This window comes from Paraburkholderia sp. HP33-1 (assembly GCF_021390595.1).
Lineage (GTDB): Bacteria > Pseudomonadota > Gammaproteobacteria > Burkholderiales > Burkholderiaceae > Paraburkholderia.
The window spans coordinates 868,656-885,265 of record NZ_JAJEJR010000003.1; the positions used below are offsets into that span (position 1 = coordinate 868,656).

Genomic DNA, 16,610 nt, shown 5'->3' on the forward strand with positions numbered 1-16,610 from the left:
GGTCGCATGCCACGACCGTTTGAGACGTTTGCGGAACGGCGCGTTTTTGCGCCAGGATATCCGCGCACCGGCCTGCGGTGCAGGTCTTTGACTGGGTTCTGGTGCGATTAGTGGAGCCGAATCGGCTCAAAGTGTGGTCCCCGATCCGATTTCGCACGCAAAGTACATTCACCCCGGTTTGGCCGGGCAGAACTTTCGTGGTTGCCTCAGAAGCGGCTGAGACGGACTCTTCCGGTCGATAGCAAAAAAGAAGGAGCGGGCGGCGCGTAGCGATTGCCCGCTCTGAACCAGGCACTTTCCCTTCATTTGAGATCGACGGTGACGAAGCGGCGCGCGTGATCGCGCTGGATCAGCAATGCCGCTTTCTTGCCAGCCTTTGCCGCGAGCGATGCCAGTTCATCCTGCGACTCGACCAGCGCGCCGTTGAGCGACAGCACGACATCGCCTGGTTTGATGCCGGCGTTGGCCGCCGCGCCCCACGCGCCTTCGACCATCAGGCCTTCGGCGAGGTCCGTGGTGCGCCGCTCGTCGTCCGTCAGCGGATGCATCGTCAGCCCGAGATGATCGAGCGGGCCGGCATTGCCCGCGCCCGCGCCTGCTGCCGCGCCCGCGCCTGCTACCTCGACCGCACTCGCGGGTTGAGCGGATGAGCCGAGGTGCACCGTCAACGTCATCTGCTTGTGATTGCGGATCAGCATGACCGGGACTTTCGTTCCGCCCTGCATTGCCGCGTCCTGCGCGACGAAATCCGCCGACTTTTCGATCGGCTTGTCGGCAAGTTGCACGATCACGTCGCCGGGCTTCAGGTTGCTCGCTGCCGCCGGGCTGCCGGGTTCGACGGCAATCACCAGCGCACCGGCCGCGCGTGGCAGACCGAACGCACCCGCCAGACTCGGATCGACGTCCTGCACCTGGATGCCAAGATTGCTGCGCGCGTTCACGTCCTCGCCTTGCTGAGTTTGCAGCCGCGAGCGCACCTGGTTCGCCGTATTGATCGGGATGGCGAACGTCAGGCTCTGGGCACGGTCGCCATCGCCGTATACCTGCACGTCGATGCCGATGACTTCTCCCGCGCGGTTGAACACGGGGCCGCCCGAGTTGTCGGGGTTCAGCGACACGTCTGTCTGGAAGAACGGAAACGTGCTGCCATCGGAGAGCGTGCGCGAGGTCGCGCTGACGATGCCTGCCGTGACGGTATTCTGATAACTGTCAGGCGAACCGATCGTCAGCACCTGCTCGCCGACGCGCACATGCGCCGAATCGCCGAGCTTGACGGTTGGCAGTTTCGTCGCGTCGATCTGGATGATAGCGACATCGTTTTGCGCATCGACGGCCACTACCTTTCCCTTGAATTCGCGCCGGTCGGTCAGTCGGACGGTGACGTCATCGGACTGATCGACGACATGCGCCGTCGTCAGAATGAGACCATTCGGGCTCACGATGAAACCCGAGCCGACGCCGGACATCGCGCGCGGCGAACCACCCGCGCCGTCTTGCGATTGCGCGGATCGCTTGAAGATCGCAAGGATGGGATCGTCACCATTGATAGCTTCGGACTCGGGCCCCGAAGCAGGCGAGGGCGCCGCACCCGCCGGCGCCGTCTCCTGAGCCGTCGCGCGGATGTTCACGACAGCCGGTCCATAGCGCTCGACAATCGCCGGAAAGTCGATCGGTGCGCTCGCGCTGTCGGCCTCGACGCGCTTTTCTTTCGCTGGCGCAGTGGCAGACGCTGACGTGGCAGCGGGAGTGTCCTTGGCCGACCCGGAGATCGCGGTGGCGTGCGCGCAGGGATAACCGGTCAGACATGCCGATGTCACGGCGGCGTAAAACCAGGTGCGAGATAAGGTTGGATGAAACATAGCGCACCTCCATGGCGATCGCTTTGCCTGGAACTGTGAAGGACTTATTTCGAGCACGTGACAACCGACGTCTGTGACGACAGCGCACCGATGGGCGTGAACTAAAGCGAAACCGCGGCCGGCACAAATATAGCGTAGAGCATTCCATGCGCTAGCGCGTATGGATGCGATCGATCCGCTAATTGCTATTCGAAGGATCGAAGACGACATGAGGTTCACCAACATGGTTGCCCGCTACGGACAATCGGGGACGTCAACGGCTTGCTAGCACGCATTTCTTCCGATGTGGCCTGATGCAATGAACCCATCGCCTCCCCTCATTTATTTATAGGGAAGCGGCGAGCAAATTGCAGCGAGTACAAATCCTGGCGTGTGGCCCTTGCCGGAGTATCGGTACTCTGATGCCAGATGCTTATTGGTCACGACTTGCTCGCGATCACGCAGAACGCATGATCTTCTTCTGTCAGTTTGGCGTCTGCGGATCCGGCGGCGCCAACACGTTAATGAATTGGCGCATCCCGTTTGCTCCGGAAGCGCTGGCGCACCTCCAGGCATTCGAACAACGTATTGCACAGGCCGGCGAACGATACGCCGACACAATCTTCGACTATTGCGTGAAGTTGCGGACGTTCGCAGCCTGCGATGTTGCTCGCGATGATCTGTTACCTGAACTGCGGATTACGCATTTCCGCAAGTGGGACATCATCGCGTACCGACCGGAGAGCGAAGTCGTTTCTATCGTTGGCGTTTTACGCGCTATCTCGATGACGGACACGTTCCCATAGACAACAACCGGGTAGAAAATCAGATCCGCTTATGGGCAATCGGCAGGGCCAACTGGTTATTCGCCGGATCGTTGCGCGCTGGCCAACGTGCGGCTGCAATCATGAGAATCATCCGCTCAGCGCAACTCGACGGCCACGAACCTCGCGCATATCTGAAAGACATCCTGACGCGCTTCCCCACTCATAGGGCGAGCGACATCGCCGCATTGCTGCCACATGACCGGCGGCCTCTTACATCTGCCGCCTAGCTCACCGTTCGTCAAGGCGGGTTCGCCGGCCGCTTACGTTGCAAAACTGGGCTGAGCTTAGATTTTGAATTAGAGGGCTCACTCGAAGCAATCGATGCGCTGCAACAAAAAGCTTGCTAGGTCAATGTCTTATTTGTAAGATTAATAGCCTGTCTAGGGTAAAACTGATCTCGCAATTGCAACGTAGTCGCGGAAACAGCCCGGCCACATCCACCTGAGAGCAACGACGGTCTGCATTCGCACTACGAGGCGGCGCTCTGGCACGCTCTGTCTGGTTGGCGCTTGCGGGCATCCTATTGATTGTTCCGCGCAATGCCTAAGTGGCGAAGCTGGTTGCGCCACATCGGCTCGATGGCGGCCGAAACGCGGCAGGCATTCCATCCGCACAACAATCACGACCCAAGTCGTACGAGGGGCCGGCATGAGTCGTTCCTGCTCGCGTATCGCGCCGGTGGCCACGGCCCTTGGAGGCAATGTGGAACACGTGAAGGGCGTTGCCTCGGCGTTGGGTATTCTGCGCGAGCAAGCCCGGAAACTACGCGGCGCAATCTCAGTGTTCCTCGTCGAGCACGAATAGCGGCCGTTGCAATTCGCGTTCGGACGGCATGCAAAGCGGGATCGGCGAGGAACACGGACCCCCGCATTCAACACTCAGGCCGCCCTACACGGCATACACAAAACTGGATCAGACTGTTCGAAAAGGAGTGCTCCTGCATAACCGCGTGTCGGGTTTCGCCGAGGCAAGTCCACTTACAAAAAAAATATGAAAAACCTGAAAATTGGTTCCCGTCTTGCCGTCGCATTCGGCTTGGTAATCCTTCTGTTAATCGGAGTCTCCGCGGTCGCGATGATTCAATTGAGCGCCTCGAAACAGCGTATCGAGCAACTGGTACAAGAGACGTATGTGAAGTCGGAGTTCGCTCACGAAATAAAGGACCATGCGAATCTTGCCGCGCGAAACCTACGCAATGCACTGCTCACCGGTAGCGCTGACGAGGCCAGGACGTACCTGGAAAAAATCGCAGAGTCGCGCAGCAGTAATACGGCGCTGGCAGAAAAGCTCAGCGCCCTCATCCATTCTGAACGGGGACGGCAGCTCTTTGACGACCTGAAAGGGAAGCAAGCCGGGTTTGTCGCTGCACGCGCGAAAGTCGTTGACCTGATTGGACAGGGTCGCAAGGACGAAGCGCGTGACTCAATGTTCGGCGAACTGCGCACGGAGCAGGATGCCTATTTCAACGCGCTGGATGAGCTGGTGAAATTTCAGTCCGACCTGATGACGCAAAGCGGCGAGGAAGCCGCATCCGCCGCGCGTACCGCAGAGCTGATGATCGCAGCACTGGCCGCGGCGGCGATCGCGCTTGCTGTCGCCGGAGGATGGTTGATTACCCGCTCGGTCGCCAGGCCGGCGCGAGAGGCCGTCGACTCGGCCAACCGCGTCGCGCGAGGTGACCTGACGTCGCGCATCGAGGTGAAGACAAACGACGAAATGGGTCAACTGATGCGCGCGTTGCAGACGATGAACGGGAGTCTCGTGCGAATGATCGGTGACGTGAGAAACAGCATCGAGGCGATCGGCGCGGCAGCGGAGCAAATTTCGTCGGAAAATACTGCGCTGGCCGGCAGAACGGAAGAGCAAGCCGCCTCTCTCGAGCAGACCGCTGCGAGCATGACGCAGTTGACCGAAACGGTGAAGCAGAATACCGACAACGCCCATCAGGCCAATCTGCTCGCGATAGACGCCAGCAATATCGCCGACACGGGCCACGCGGCGATGCAGGGGATGGTCGAGACGATAGGCCGGGTCAACGACAGTGCGACCAAGATCTCGGAAATCACCGGACTCATCGAAGGCATCGCGTTTCAGACCAACATTCTCGCGTTGAACGCGGCAGTAGAAGCAGCGCGTGCCGGGGAGCAGGGTCGAGGGTTCGCCGTGGTCGCGAGCGAAGTGCGCACACTCGCGCAGCGCTCGTCGGCAGCGGCCAAGGAAATCAAGGAGTTGATCGAAACGTCGGTAGGGATGATTCAGGACGGCTCGCGGCAGGCTGGCGAGGTCGTCGCTACCGTTGAGCAGATCAAGCAGGCGGTCAAAAACGTGTCGTCCGTCGTGGCGGAAATATCGGCTGCATCCGAGCAGCAAACCGCAGGCATCGAGCAGGTCCATTCCGCCATCAGCCAGATGGATCGGGTGACCCAGCAAAACGCCGCTTTGGTCGAAGAATCGGCCGCGGCGGCCCGCTCGCTCGAAGTGCAGGCCGTCGAACTACGCGGTGCCGTCTCCGTGTTCAAGGTCGACGACACGGATGCTTCCGTGTCGCGAATGGTCGCTCAGGAGAGCAGGCCGCGCATGCCCGCGCGGAAGTCGGCCAGTACCCACACGATAGCGAAAACAGCCGCGCGATCGTCCGGCGCCACGACCGGCGCCGCCATCGTCGCGTCGAAGGCCGCGGCTGCCGAAACGTGGGCGACGTTCTGATGTGACCAGCGACTGCGGATAAGACAATTTACCGCCTGAGATCATTAACAAACGTCGCCGTGTCAAACAGCAACGCCAGTTCGTGATTCGGCGCCAGGCTGGTGGTTCTGTGCCAGCTTGTCTGTATTAGCCGAAACTCAATCTGACAGGTAGTCGAGCCGATAGAAAAAAGCGATCAATGGGGGATGAGTTTCTCCCTGGCGAGTTCCAGTGAATCGAGGAAGGTACGCATCGGCGTCTTGCCATAACACCATCGTCCTTGATGCTCGCGCATCATTGCAACGATCCGCCGATAAGGCATCCGCGCCGAGAGCTTCACCTCAAGTGCGAGCAAGTCGCCGATCGCTCGCTTATATCTTTGTGCGCCAGAGCACACAGCAGGGTTCTGGTCGATTCGCCGTCTCCTGAAATTTCCTATCCTTAGAAGTTCAGCGCAGTCCGTTCCCTCACCATCGACCGATACAGGGAAAGATGATGCCAAAGCACAATGCACCGCAGATTGGGCTCGCGCTTCAGGGTGGCGGCGCGCATGCAGCGTTTACCTGGGGCGTGCTCGATCGCCTGCTCGACGAAGTCGAGCAGGACAGGCTCGTCATCACGTCCATCAGCGGCACGAGCGGCGGCGCGTTGAATGGCGCCGCGTGTGCATATGGGCTGGACAGAAGTGTCGACGACGCAAGGAAAGCGCTGGAGCAACTTTGGACACTCGTCGGCGGCTGCTCTTACTGGCACCCGTTCTACAACTTCCCCACGGATTTCCTGGGGGCGCCGTTTCGCTGGAATGTGGACCTGAATCCGTTCGTAATTGGACAAGGCATGTTGCAGCAGATCAGCTCGCCATACGCGACGCCGTGGCTGAAAAATCCTCTCACGTCCATCGTGGAGCAGGTCATCCCCGACTTCTCCGTGATCAAGCGGCACGAACACGGCGCACCGGAACTCTATGTCGCAGCGACAAACGTCAACCTCACCGCGCTGCGGATCTTCAAGCCCGAGGAAATCGACGCGCGAGTTCTGACTGCGTCGACCTGTCTGCCGACGATTTTCGAGGCGGTTGAAATCGACGACGAGTTCTACTGGGACGGGGGCTACATGGCGAATCCCGCGCTTGACCCGCTCGTCGATTCGACGAGCGATATCCTCAGCGTGCTCATTGATCCATTGTTTCGCGAGCAGGATCCGCCGCAATTTCCCCGGCAGATCGTCAATCGCATCAATGAGTTGAGCTTTGGCGCATCGTGGGTATCGGAGGTGCGTCAGATCGAATTGATCAATGCGCTCAGCGACGAAAACCCGGGCTTGCTTCATCGTGGCAAGCCCTATACACGCAAGCGTTTTCACGCGATCCGATCCGACAGATTCATGAGCCAGATTGGTGCGGCTTCGAAGGGCACCCCTTCAATTGAATTTTTCCGTGCCTTGCGGGACACCGGGCGCCACGCGGCAGATTCGTGGGTGCGTGACTGCCTTCCCCAGGTCGGCAAGCACTCGACATTCAATCTCGACGAACTCGTCAATGCCCGCCTGAAAGGGACGTCCTCGGCAATGCGGACAGTGCGCCGGCTTGGCGCGCAGTGAGAGAAGCCGGGGTACGGGAAGCGAGAGGCCGGTCGAATCAGCACGCGCCCGCATGGGGTGCGCTGCACCAACAGTAGGCGCGACCGGCACATCAAATGGGGCAGCGCTTGACCGCAGCCGCGCTGATTATTGGCCGCTGCCGCGTGATGTGCCGTGGAGCGCCCGATGGCACACGTATTGCTCTATGGAAAGGATCGGGCCAACGGCGGCCCAATCAATCGAAGACCGCGCGCAAGGCGGCGGATAGTTGAACAAGCGGGGGCAATGGCGTCCCGAAGCGACACGGTGTGCATGGTTTGCATGCCCGGTGCGCTTCGGGATTTTTTTTGTTTGCGTGAAACGAGGCACCACAATTCGCCTCGCATATCGGACCATTCTCGGGATCGGGCGTGTTACTTATGATGAACAAGCGGGAACTTACAGATACGGTATCCGGGGAAATCGTTGGCGAACTCATCAACCTCGCGGGGCGGCAGCGCATGCTCTCGCAGCGCATCGTGCTACACGTTCTGCTGAGCGTACGCGGCGAAGCGGCGGCGCTTGCCGTCGCACGCACGTGCCTCGCGACGTTCGCACAAGCGCACGCCCAGTTAGTCGACGGCGACGATCGTTTGCCCGGCGCATTCTCGAAGGAGCTCCATGACCTCTATTTTGGCTCGCAGAGGGCGGACGAGCGCATTCGTGGCTTTATGAGAGTCGCAGCGGACGCCATCGAAGCGCTCGAACGGAATTCCGAGCCGGTTTGCGTACGCCGCGACGCAGCTATTGGCCGGCTCACCGCCGAAGCCTCTCCGCTGCTGGAACTACTACAGGCCATTACGCAGGCGTATCAGGACGAAATGCAGAGTGTCGAGGAGGCTGCACGCCGGCGGCAGATGGCCGTCGCCCATGAAGTGGCAGCGATCTCGATGCGTGCCAATATCGTCGCGCTGAATGCGCGTGTTGCTGCGGCGCGTGCTGGACAGTTCGGACGCGAATTCGCCGTGATTACAGCCGAACTGGCCCACGTGATCGGTGAAATGGACAGCCTGGTGCAGAGCGTCGTCGGCGCGCGCGGAGGTGCGGATAGCACCGAACGCGCGGCGGTAGCGCTTCGCCCCGGGCGAATCAACCGAGCGGCAAGTCCCCGGATGCATAGCCATTACACGGGTTGAAATCCATTTGCCTGGAGCGCTGTCTTCTTGTCGATGCATTCAACTATTGATGTCGACGAGCAATCGAGGCCCGGCTGGGCGATGCCACGTTGGAGGGAGCGGAACGTGAGGCGATGACGAAAACGGATTCGCTTTATCACGGCCACCGGTTTCCGATCCGGGAGCACTTCGCACTGAAACGATATCTGCCTCTCGCTTCTCTCTATCGCAAACACCGCGCGGGCAGGTTCGCCGCATGGCGCGAATTGACGAACGTCACCCAAACTCCGTCGAATGCTTTCTGAGCCAAAGCACCTCATCCATCAGCGTCGTCGAACTCCCTCAAGTTGACAGTGCCGATGCAGGCTGTTTTTTCGTCGCGGAATTGCATTGGCTGGTCGGCCCGTTTCGAAATGTCCGCCCTGCTCCAGAAAAACGGGAAGGCTGGCATTAGCGCACAGATTCTTGACGTGGCTAATGCGGCCTGAATGGGAATTCGGAAAGGCAAATCCACGTAAAACGTTTGCGTATATACACCTGCCTTTCCAGCACTCAAGTTAAGGCGCTGGCCGCCGTTATTGTTGCGAATGAGCCATTGAACCGCTTGGGTCGGGAACGGCTGATTAGCTGAATAGCTGCATCAGTCGCTCTGTCAAATCAGAACAACAAGACAGGAATTACTCATGAATCACGCGTACCGCGTTATCTGGAACACAGCAATCGGGGCCTGGCAGGCTGTGTCGGAACTGACCACTTGTGCTGGAAAATCATCGAGGAAATGCAGCCGGTCCCGCGTCGCGCGCGTCCACGTGGCGGGCCTGGTCGCATTGACGCTGACGGGCGTAACCTCGATCGCGTACGCGGACAGTCAAGGCGGATCAGGGTTCTACAACTATCAGGCTGGCGTTTACTATGGCACTGGCGGAGCGGGGGGTAACGGTAATGGCCATGCCGGTACAGCGGGGACAGGCGGCGCGGGCGGGAGCGGAGGCCTAACGGGACAAAATGTGTCTGGATCGGTAATTGTCAGCGGATCAGTTAGCGGCACTGCCGGTGCGGCCGGTACATCGAGCACGAATTCTCAATTGGGCTACTCCGGCGGGGGCGGCGGTGGTGGCGGTGGCGCGGGCGTAACCGTTACCGCCGCCGGTGAAACCCTGATCGTTTCGCCGTTCAGCTCCGTTACCGGCGGAAACGGCGGCCAAGGCGGCGATTCTTTTAATGGATTGTGGACGGGCGGCGGTGGTGGTGGCGGTGGTGACGGAATAGACGTCATTGGCTCGGCGGGTACGACAATCTACAACGAGGGCACCATTACTGGCGGATCGGGGGGCTCGGCGGTCCGTGGTGGCGGCGCGGGGGCGGGTGGCGCAGGCATCAGTGGGGCGAATCTCGCGATCACGAACTTCGGCACCATCGCCGGTGGCTTGGCAGGCAACAGCGGGGCGCAAGCCGATGCGATTTATTTCACCGGTGGCGTCAACACGCTCACCCTGGAAACGGGCTCGACCACGAGCGGTGCCATCGAATTGGGCACGGGCGGTGTTAGCGCGACGATCAGTGCGGCGAATACCGGCATCACGTTGGGCAGCAACATCCAGCTCGACGACGCAAATGCGGCGCTGGCAATCCGCAATGACAACAACCTCAACGTCAGTGGAATCATCTCCGGCTCGGGCAGCGTAACGGTGTCAGGCACCGGCACACTGACACTGTCCGGCGTGAACTCCTATTCGGGCGAGACGACGATCAGCAGCGGCACGCTGGCGCTGTCGGGGGCCGGCAGCATCGCACTATCGAGTGACGTCCTCGACAACGGCACGCTCGATATCTCCGGCACCAACTCGGGGGCATCGGTCCAGAACCTGTCCGGTAGCGGTACGGTTGCGCTCGGCAGCCAGACGCTGACACTCACGAATGCGAGCGGCACATTCAGCGGCGCATTCACGGGCACGGGCAGCCTGATCAAAGAGGGTACGGGGACGCTGATCCTCGACGGCAACAGCGCTTCGTTCGCGGGCACCACGGAGATCGCGGCGGGTCTGCTCGAAGTGGGCGACATCGACAATTCACAGGCCGTGCTCGGCGGCAACGTCACGGTCGATGCGGACGGCACGCTGCGCGGCCATGGCACCGTAACCGGCGACGTCAGCAACAGCGGCACGGTGGCCCCAGGCGGCTCCGTCGGCACGCTGACCATCGGCGGCAACTATACGCAGGCGAGCAACGCGACATTGTCCATCGAAGTCAGTCCCACCGCTGCCTCCAAACTGGTGGTCAACGGCAGCGCAACGCTGAACGGCGTGCTCGCGATCACCTACGATCCGGGCACGTATTCGCCGGGGTCAAAGTACACGCTGGTGTCGGCGTCGAACGGCATCAGCGGCGAATTCAGCAGCGTCACGACCACGGGCACCGCGAGCACGAACGCGGCTTACGTCGCCTCGCTGTCGTCCTCCGTCGACTACAGCGGGAATGCCGTTGAACTCACGCTGTCCGGCGTGATCGACCCGGTCGGCACCAGCATCTACACGGCGCTGGGCACCTCGGCGATCCTCGGGGCACAGTCGCAGAACGCCGCGCTGCTCGATCGGCTCGGATCGGCATCGGGCGTGACTCCAGCCCCCGCGGGCTGGATCACCGCCACGGGCAGCCAGACGAAGGTGGGCGGCACGAACGGCGCACCGGATTTCCGGAGCAACCGCTACGGGTTCCTTGCCGGTCTCGAGCGCAGGTATGGCGACTACATCGGGGGTGTGGCGGTCGGCTACGATCACACCGACATCAACGAAGCGGTGACGGGCGACTCAGGTACCACCGACACGCTGCGCGCAGCGCTGTACGGCGCACGCAATGTGGGGCCGGTGAGTCTTGCGGCTACCGCCGGCGCGGGGCTCGACTTCCTTACGCAAAAGCGTCCGTTTGGCACCACCGGAACGGCCGAAGGCGACCACATGGGTCAGGAGCTGAACGTGGGCGGCCAGGCCAGTTTGCCGATGAGCTTCGGCAGCGTCACGGTGACGCCGCGCGTCGGGTTGCGCTATGCGTACTTCCATGCGAACGGTTTCGATGAAAGCGGCGCGGCGGGGCAGGACCTGAACGTCGGTACGGATAACGTGCACAGCCTGCAACCGTATGTGGGCGTGACACTCGACAAGGTGTTCGGCGATGCCATCCGGCCTGTCAATGCGCAACTGCGTCTCGGCTACGCGCACGAGCTGCTCGATGCGAACCGTGCGCTCAGCGTCGCGTCGCAGGACGGAACGGTGTTTACCGCGCCGGGCACGAGCCTGCCGCGCGGGTATCTGACGGCAGGCGCAAGCGTGACGCTGCATCCGCTGAAGCATCTCGATGTTTCGCTGAGCTACGACACGCTGATCAACACCACGCATGCCTCCGCGCAGCAGGGCAACATTCGCATCGGATATCAGTTCTGACGAACCACACGACCGGTCGCGCTCGCGACCGGTCGTGTGGTTCAGGCTCGAGGGCTCTGGTGCGCCAGGGGGCTGAGCTACATTCCTTGACTGAACTAGACCGGACGTACGCGAGCGCCGGCACATGAGTCTCGGCGCCCCCAACGACGATGCGCAGTGGACGCTGACCATCTGTCGGGTGAATCCGCGGATCAACTACGGCACACGACGCCGTCGTGGCAGACCTGACTCGACCGCAACGGTCGGGTTTGCAGTCAATCAGGTGCTGAATCAGCGCGTGTGCAAGCGTTACCCAATGCGCTGGTCGCCCATCGAAGCTCATCTGCCGGCCCAGGTCCAATGTGCTGTCATCAACGATGACCTTGTCCAAGGACTTGCCAGATACGAGCCGCCTATATTCACCAGCTCGTCAATCGGCGCCCAAAATGCAAACGTTCACCCTTGCATGTAAGGGAAATGTTCCATATTATTTCGGCGTTTCCTGCATACGCTGATATGCCGTAAGAGTTCGGCGACGTTTCGCGCTGAATACTTCGACAATTGACTGGCGGGCTGTCAACCTTGTTCGGGCCCGGCATCCAATAAATTCGGGGTTTCAGGCTTGGTGATGTCGTCATCGGACAGAACGGCGATTGCACGTTACGAAGGTCTTACTCAAAGTACTCGGTATTACGGCGCGGTGAGCATAGGTCGCAGTTCCTGAAGCATTTCTGTTTCTGCAATCTGCTATTCGGGGCGGCTGCCGGCAACTTCTTTCATTTTTCCTGGAGGCGTACGTGAGTATCAGTTCCGTAGCGACCACACCGAGGTATCAGCACACAACGGCAGTGTCATCGAAGTCCAATCCTCTGCGATCAATCGAGAACGTCGTAAGCGACATTTCCAGCGCCGCAACGAAGGTTTCCAGCGTCGCAGTGAAGGTTTCCAGCGTCGCAGGGAAGGTCGCACCGGCAATCGGTGCGCTGGGCACCATCATCGACCTCTTCGCCTGACCGGAACGCCGCGACGACCTAGCGCATCTGGAACAGCTCCTGATGAAAGTCGGCCTCGTCGAGACCGTGCGCGACGAGATCGTTGCGCACCGCTTCGCCGAATGCCGGCGGCCCGCAAAACCACACGCTTGCACTTGCCCAGTCGGGAACCGCCGTGCGAATGCGCGCGCCGTTCAATCTGCCATGCTTCGCATCCACCAGCAGATGAAGCTGCACTTGTGCTGCGTTCGCATCGGCGACGAGCTGATCGATCGCCTTCTGCGAGAAGTCCGCGGTCGTATGAAATAGATCGATCCGATGACGGCGGTCCGGATGTTGCGCCAGCTCCTTCATCCGCGCGATGAAAGGTGTGATGCCGATGCCCGCGCCGATCCAGATCTGGTGCGTGCGCTGGTCTGCGAAAGTGAAACAGCCATAGGGCCCTTCCACCGTCACCGGCATGCCCCCTTCAGGCGGTCCTTGAGCATGCTCGTGTGGTCGCCGAGTTCCTTCGTGAAGAACACCACCTGCGGTGCGCGTGGGTCCCACGCGGACGCGATCGTATAAGGATGTGCGCCTTCGCTGCGGTCCGACGTGACGAACGCGAACTGCCCCGACGCATGCCCCGGCCAGCCGTGCTGCAGATCAATGGCCGTCTGCAGCACGCGCAGCTCCGGATACCAGGTGAGCGACGCGATGCGTCCTTCGACCTTGCGCTGCGCACCGACGTGCCCGGCTAGCACGCGTACGACCGACACAATACCGGCCGCGAGCAGCACCACGACCAGGACGCCGGCCGGCGCGCGCCAGTAGCCGAAGCGCAGCAGCATGACCGTGTGGAACGCAAGGGGCAGGTACAGCACGGCGAGCCAGTTGTGGGTCTTCGCGAACCATCGATACGGGAACTGCCGGATCAGTGCGAGCACGATCAGCACGACCGCCGCATAGAATGCATATTCGCCGACGGTTTCGGCGAGCCCCTGATAGTCGCGCGGGAACTGCTGCACGGCCGAAGTGACCGGAGGCCGCGGCCCGCGAGACGGACGCGCGAGCCAGCCCCAGCCGACCGCCCACTGGACGCCCTTGACGAGCAGCCAGTGCAGCACCGCGAACGTCAGCCCGGCGATGCCGAGCCACTTGTGCAGACGGTACATCTTGTCGAGGCCCCCGAGCGGCTTTTCCAGCCAGCGCGGACGGTTCGCCAGCACTAGCGCGACGCTCATTGCCGCGATCGCCATCAGCCCGGTGTATTGCGTCCAGACCTGTCGCAACGAGAACACCGTAACCGGACGCGGAAGCGGATTGTCCGACGCGAGCCATGCAAGCGTGACGACGGCCAGCGTCAACCACAACGTCCACTTGATCTTTCGCATTTTCGTTAATCCTTTTTGGGGCTTAACCGGAGGCAAACCACGCCTGCAAGCCATCAGCCGACGTGGTGGCACATACTTGCGAATCCTGCTCATTCATGGCGCGCGAACTATTCTGCACTACAGTCCGATGTCGGCAGCAGTGCAATCATTTTCGCTTGCGAAAAGCGTTGGGCGTAACGCCAGTGAATCTCTTGAAGAACCTTGTGAAATACGCCGGCTCCGTGAAGCCCAAAAAATCGGATACCTGATTGATATTGAGCGAGGTGTAGGTGAGACTGCGCTTCGCCTCGAGCAACAATCTCTGATGTACGAGCGCGAGGGCGCTCTTGCCTGCGATTCGCTGGCAAACCATATTCAGGTACACCGGTGTCACGCGCAGATGTTCGGCGTAGCGGCTGATTGGAAGATGTTCCCGGTAATGTTGTTCGATCAAGTCAGAAAAGGCCTTCAGATGGGCGTGACCACGATCCTGAGATTCGCCCCTTTCCTCGCCTTGTTGACCCTGACGACTGACCCATACGACGAGCGCACTCACAAGCGAGCGAAGCATCAGGTCCCTTGAAGGTGCAGGCAGGCCATACTCCTGGTTCAACCTGCTGCACAGGGTGTTCAGGTACGGAAGGTCCTCGCCGACTGAATAACAGGCCGGGTGCTCGAGAACGCTGCGAGGCGCATCGATTTGCTGCTGGAGCCAGTTCACCAGGGGCGCGGCGATCGTGATCACGTATCCGTCGACTTCCGGCGAGAACTGGAAGCCATGCACGCACATAGGCGGCACGACCTGGACCGATGGCGTGTCTATGCGCGTCTTTTCTCCCTCGATTTCGATCTCAGCGACGCCTTTCTGGACGTACAGGAGTTGCGCGAGATCCGCGTGCGTGTGCCGCCGGATTTCCCAGTCGTGCACTCTGCTTCGCTCGGGGATTGACTCGCAGTGCAGCAAGTCAAGTGTGCTCCAGTCAGGCCCTTCCCCGTATAACATGAAGACGGGGATGCTGTGCTGCGTCGGGTGCTTCATGGGTTCGTCGCCGCTATATCGGTCCGTGTGGACTTTCGAAAAGTCCAATTTTAATCGAAAAAATTGCCTTAACAGCGCTGTGTATTTCTAGAAAAATGCAATTCAACCGTGGCGCCAGCATTGGGGCTCGACGAGCAAAGTAGAAGGTCACGGACTAGGGAAACACAGGAGACAACGGTCATGAAGACGAAGGTAGCGATCATCGGCGCCGGGCCGTCCGGCCTGCTTTTGGGGCAGTTGCTGCACAAGGCGGGCATCGACAACGTCATACTTGAACGCCAGACCGGCGAATACGTGCTCGGCCGAATCCGGGCAGGCGTGCTCGAGCAGGGCATGGTCGACCTGATGCGCGAAGCGGGCGTGAGCGAGCGTATGGATGCCGAAGGGCTGGTTCACGACGGTATCGAACTCGTTTTCGGTGGGCGGCGTGACCGGATCGACCTGAAGAAGCTCACAGGTGGCTCGACGGTGCTGGTCTACGGCCAGACCGAAGTCACGCGCGACTTGATGGCGGCGCGCGAAGCCAGCGGCGCAACCACGATTTACGAAGCGGCCAACGTTCAGTTGCACGACGTGAAAGGCGAAGCACCCTACGTCACGTTCGAAAAGAACGGCGAAACACTCCGTCTGGATTGCGATTACATCGCGGGCTGCGATGGCTTTCATGGCGTTTCGCGCAAGACGATCCCCTCGGAAGTGCTCACGCACTACGAGCGCGTCTATCCGTTTGGCTGGCTCGGCCTGCTGTCCGACACTCCGCCCGTCAATCATGAACTGATCTATGCGCATCACGAACGGGGTTTCGTGCTCTGTAGCCAACGTTCGACGACTCGCAGCCGTTACTACCTGCAAGTGCCCCTGACCGAGAAGGTCGAGGACTGGTCCGACGAGCGCTTCTGGGAGGAGTTGAAGGTACGCCTGCCGCAGGACGTGGCGCAGAAGGTCGTCACGGGTCCCTCGCTCGAGAAGAGCATCGCGCCGCTGCGCAGTTACGTCGTTGAGCCGATGCAGTACGGCAAGCTGTTTCTCGTTGGCGACGCGGCGCATATCGTGCCGCCGACCGGCGCGAAAGGCCTGAATCTCGCTGCGAGCGACGTGAGCACGCTGTATCGAATCCTAACTCGCGTCTACCGCGACGGCCGTACCGATCTACTGGAAAAGTATTCGCCGATCGCTTTGCGCCGGGTGTGGAAGGCGGAGCGCTTCTCATGGTTCATGACGAATCTCCTGCACGAGTTCTCGGACCGCGACGCCTTCGACAAACGCATGCAGCGTACCGACTACGATTACTACACGACTTCTGAAGCCGGGCTCAAGACGATCGCGGAAAACTACGTTGGCTTGCCGTACGAGCCCATCGAGTGAAGCAGCAGTGATGCTCGCTTGATTCTCTCTCATCTTCCATGAGGATGTATCTCGGGGCGCGCCGCCCGGCCCCCCGAGATCCCGCATCCGTCTTTTCATCAGGCGCATTTCTATCTCCGCGCCGGCAACCCGCTCAGCATACCCTCTGCGCTTCTCGGAGCCGCTGTTGGGGATGACGCTCTACAGACCCCACTATCAGACAAGAATTGCGTTCGCGCCGTGCGCTCCGAAGCGCGGCGGAGTCAATGTGGTCAACGTGTATTTTCTGGGCACCGAAGGCGGGTGAGGTCCAGATTTCTACGATCATCCGGCTCCATCACAATGCACGATTTGTCCGGGTTAATGTCGTCTCTGTCCGTTGAGG

Annotated in this window: 13 protein-coding genes and 4 pseudogenes; 11 read left to right on the top strand and 6 right to left on the bottom strand. The window is 60.6% G+C overall.

The features are described from left to right. Nucleotides 1–302: 302 nt before the first annotated feature. Nucleotides 303–1,859 carry a trypsin-like peptidase domain-containing protein gene (locus tag L0U81_RS30925; protein ID WP_233809553.1) on the bottom strand — a complete coding sequence of 519 codons (1,557 nt, stop codon included), beginning with the start codon at nucleotides 1,857–1,859 and terminating at the stop codon, nucleotides 303–305. A gap of 449 nt (nucleotides 1,860–2,308) precedes the next feature. On the opposite strand from L0U81_RS30925, the gene L0U81_RS30930 reads away from it, so the two are divergent. The 4 genes and pseudogenes from L0U81_RS30930 (at nucleotide 2,309) to L0U81_RS30945 (ending at nucleotide 5,371) form a co-directional block, all read left to right on the top strand. Then, entirely contained in the window at nucleotides 2,309–2,644 is a 336-nt protein-coding gene (locus tag L0U81_RS30930) for a type II toxin-antitoxin system RelE/ParE family toxin (RefSeq protein WP_233809555.1), read from the top strand. Next, nucleotides 2,599–2,892 (top strand): annotated as a pseudogene (locus tag L0U81_RS30935) (IS66 family transposase); the annotation flags it as partial. The gene L0U81_RS30930 and the pseudogene L0U81_RS30935, both read left to right, overlap by 46 nt. Before the next feature lie 421 nt (nucleotides 2,893–3,313). Next, nucleotides 3,314–3,469, top strand: coding sequence for a hypothetical protein (locus tag L0U81_RS30940; protein ID WP_233809557.1), 156 nt, complete (start codon nucleotides 3,314–3,316; stop codon nucleotides 3,467–3,469). A 186-nt stretch (nucleotides 3,470–3,655) separates the two neighbouring features. Continuing rightward, entirely contained in the window at nucleotides 3,656–5,371 is a 1,716-nt protein-coding gene (locus L0U81_RS30945; protein ID WP_233809559.1) for a methyl-accepting chemotaxis protein, read from the top strand. Nucleotides 5,372–5,546: 175 nt separating this feature from the next. On the opposite strand, the gene L0U81_RS30950 is transcribed toward L0U81_RS30945, so the two are convergent. Next, entirely contained in the window at nucleotides 5,547–5,705 is a 159-nt protein-coding gene (locus L0U81_RS30950) for a hypothetical protein (protein WP_233810115.1), read from the bottom strand. A gap of 140 nt (nucleotides 5,706–5,845) precedes the next feature. Between L0U81_RS30950 and L0U81_RS30955 the strand changes: the two genes are divergently transcribed. The 6 genes and pseudogenes from L0U81_RS30955 to L0U81_RS30975 all read left to right on the top strand — a co-directional run. Then, a complete protein-coding gene (locus tag L0U81_RS30955) occupies nucleotides 5,846–6,949 on the top strand; it encodes a patatin-like phospholipase family protein (protein WP_233809561.1) in 1,104 nt (367 codons plus the stop codon). A gap of 398 nt (nucleotides 6,950–7,347) precedes the next feature. Then, nucleotides 7,348–8,103 (top strand): type IV pili methyl-accepting chemotaxis transducer N-terminal domain-containing protein, encoded by a 756-nt coding sequence (locus L0U81_RS30960; protein WP_233809563.1) that lies wholly within the window; start codon nucleotides 7,348–7,350, stop codon nucleotides 8,101–8,103. A 152-nt stretch (nucleotides 8,104–8,255) separates the two neighbouring features. Continuing rightward, nucleotides 8,256–8,387: pseudogene (locus L0U81_RS30965) on the top strand (IS6 family transposase); the annotation flags it as partial. Nucleotides 8,388–8,765: 378 nt separating this feature from the next. Next, nucleotides 8,766–8,891: pseudogene (locus L0U81_RS33910) on the top strand (ESPR domain-containing protein); the annotation flags it as partial. Between the two features lie 276 nt (nucleotides 8,892–9,167). After that, nucleotides 9,168–11,519, top strand: coding sequence for an autotransporter outer membrane beta-barrel domain-containing protein (locus L0U81_RS30970; protein ID WP_442793485.1), 2,352 nt, complete (start codon nucleotides 9,168–9,170; stop codon nucleotides 11,517–11,519). 190 nt (nucleotides 11,520–11,709) lie between these two features. Further along, nucleotides 11,710–11,895 (top strand): annotated as a pseudogene (locus tag L0U81_RS30975) (ISKra4-like element ISBte2 family transposase); the annotation flags it as partial. A gap of 435 nt (nucleotides 11,896–12,330) precedes the next feature. On the opposite strand, the gene L0U81_RS30980 reads toward L0U81_RS30975, so the two are convergent. The 4 genes from L0U81_RS30980 to L0U81_RS30990 all read right to left on the bottom strand — a co-directional run bounded on the left by L0U81_RS30980 (nucleotide 12,331) and on the right by L0U81_RS30990 (nucleotide 14,881). After that, complete coding sequence (locus tag L0U81_RS30980) at nucleotides 12,331–12,495, bottom strand: hypothetical protein (RefSeq protein ID WP_233809567.1); 165 nt, start codon at nucleotides 12,493–12,495, stop codon at nucleotides 12,331–12,333. Nucleotides 12,496–12,529: 34 nt separating this feature from the next. Beyond that, entirely contained in the window at nucleotides 12,530–12,952 is a 423-nt protein-coding gene (locus tag L0U81_RS33750; RefSeq protein ID WP_326489886.1) for a hypothetical protein, read from the bottom strand. Further along, entirely contained in the window at nucleotides 12,943–13,863 is a 921-nt protein-coding gene (locus L0U81_RS30985; protein ID WP_326489887.1) for a ferredoxin reductase family protein, read from the bottom strand. Before L0U81_RS30985 ends, L0U81_RS33750 begins: the two co-directional genes overlap by 10 nt. 145 nt (nucleotides 13,864–14,008) lie before the next feature. After that, entirely contained in the window at nucleotides 14,009–14,881 is an 873-nt protein-coding gene (locus L0U81_RS30990) for a helix-turn-helix domain-containing protein (protein WP_233809569.1), read from the bottom strand. A gap of 180 nt (nucleotides 14,882–15,061) precedes the next feature. Between L0U81_RS30990 and pobA the strand changes: the two genes are divergently transcribed. Further along, nucleotides 15,062–16,246 carry a 4-hydroxybenzoate 3-monooxygenase gene (gene pobA, locus L0U81_RS30995; RefSeq protein ID WP_233809571.1) on the top strand — a complete coding sequence of 395 codons (1,185 nt, stop codon included), beginning with the start codon at nucleotides 15,062–15,064 and terminating at the stop codon, nucleotides 16,244–16,246. Nucleotides 16,247–16,610 lie beyond the last annotated feature (364 nt).

What these genes read in the sequence shown, in the direction of transcription:
- L0U81_RS30945 (WP_233809559.1), top strand. Translation starts at nt 3,656, where the DNA reads ATGAAAAACCTGAAAATTGGTTCCCGTCTTGCCGTCGCATTCGGCTTG.
- L0U81_RS30960 (WP_233809563.1), top strand. Translation starts at nt 7,348, where the DNA reads ATGATGAACAAGCGGGAACTTACAGATACGGTATCCGGGGAAATCGTT.
- L0U81_RS33750 (WP_326489886.1), bottom strand. Translation starts at nt 12,952, where the DNA reads ATGCCGGTGACGGTGGAAGGGCCCTATGGCTGTTTCACTTTCGCAGAC.
- L0U81_RS30990 (WP_233809569.1), bottom strand. Translation starts at nt 14,881, where the DNA reads ATGAAGCACCCGACGCAGCACAGCATCCCCGTCTTCATGTTATACGGG.
- L0U81_RS30980 (WP_233809567.1), bottom strand. Translation starts at nt 12,495, where the DNA reads ATGATGGTGCCCAGCGCACCGATTGCCGGTGCGACCTTCCCTGCGACG.
- L0U81_RS30925 (WP_233809553.1), bottom strand. Translation starts at nt 1,859, where the DNA reads ATGTTTCATCCAACCTTATCTCGCACCTGGTTTTACGCCGCCGTGACA.
- L0U81_RS30985 (WP_326489887.1), bottom strand. Translation starts at nt 13,863, where the DNA reads ATGCGAAAGATCAAGTGGACGTTGTGGTTGACGCTGGCCGTCGTCACG.
- L0U81_RS30955 (WP_233809561.1), top strand. Translation starts at nt 5,846, where the DNA reads ATGCCAAAGCACAATGCACCGCAGATTGGGCTCGCGCTTCAGGGTGGC.
- pobA (WP_233809571.1), top strand. Translation starts at nt 15,062, where the DNA reads ATGAAGACGAAGGTAGCGATCATCGGCGCCGGGCCGTCCGGCCTGCTT.
- L0U81_RS30930 (WP_233809555.1), top strand. Translation starts at nt 2,309, where the DNA reads ATGATCTTCTTCTGTCAGTTTGGCGTCTGCGGATCCGGCGGCGCCAAC.
- L0U81_RS30940 (WP_233809557.1), top strand. Translation starts at nt 3,314, where the DNA reads ATGAGTCGTTCCTGCTCGCGTATCGCGCCGGTGGCCACGGCCCTTGGA.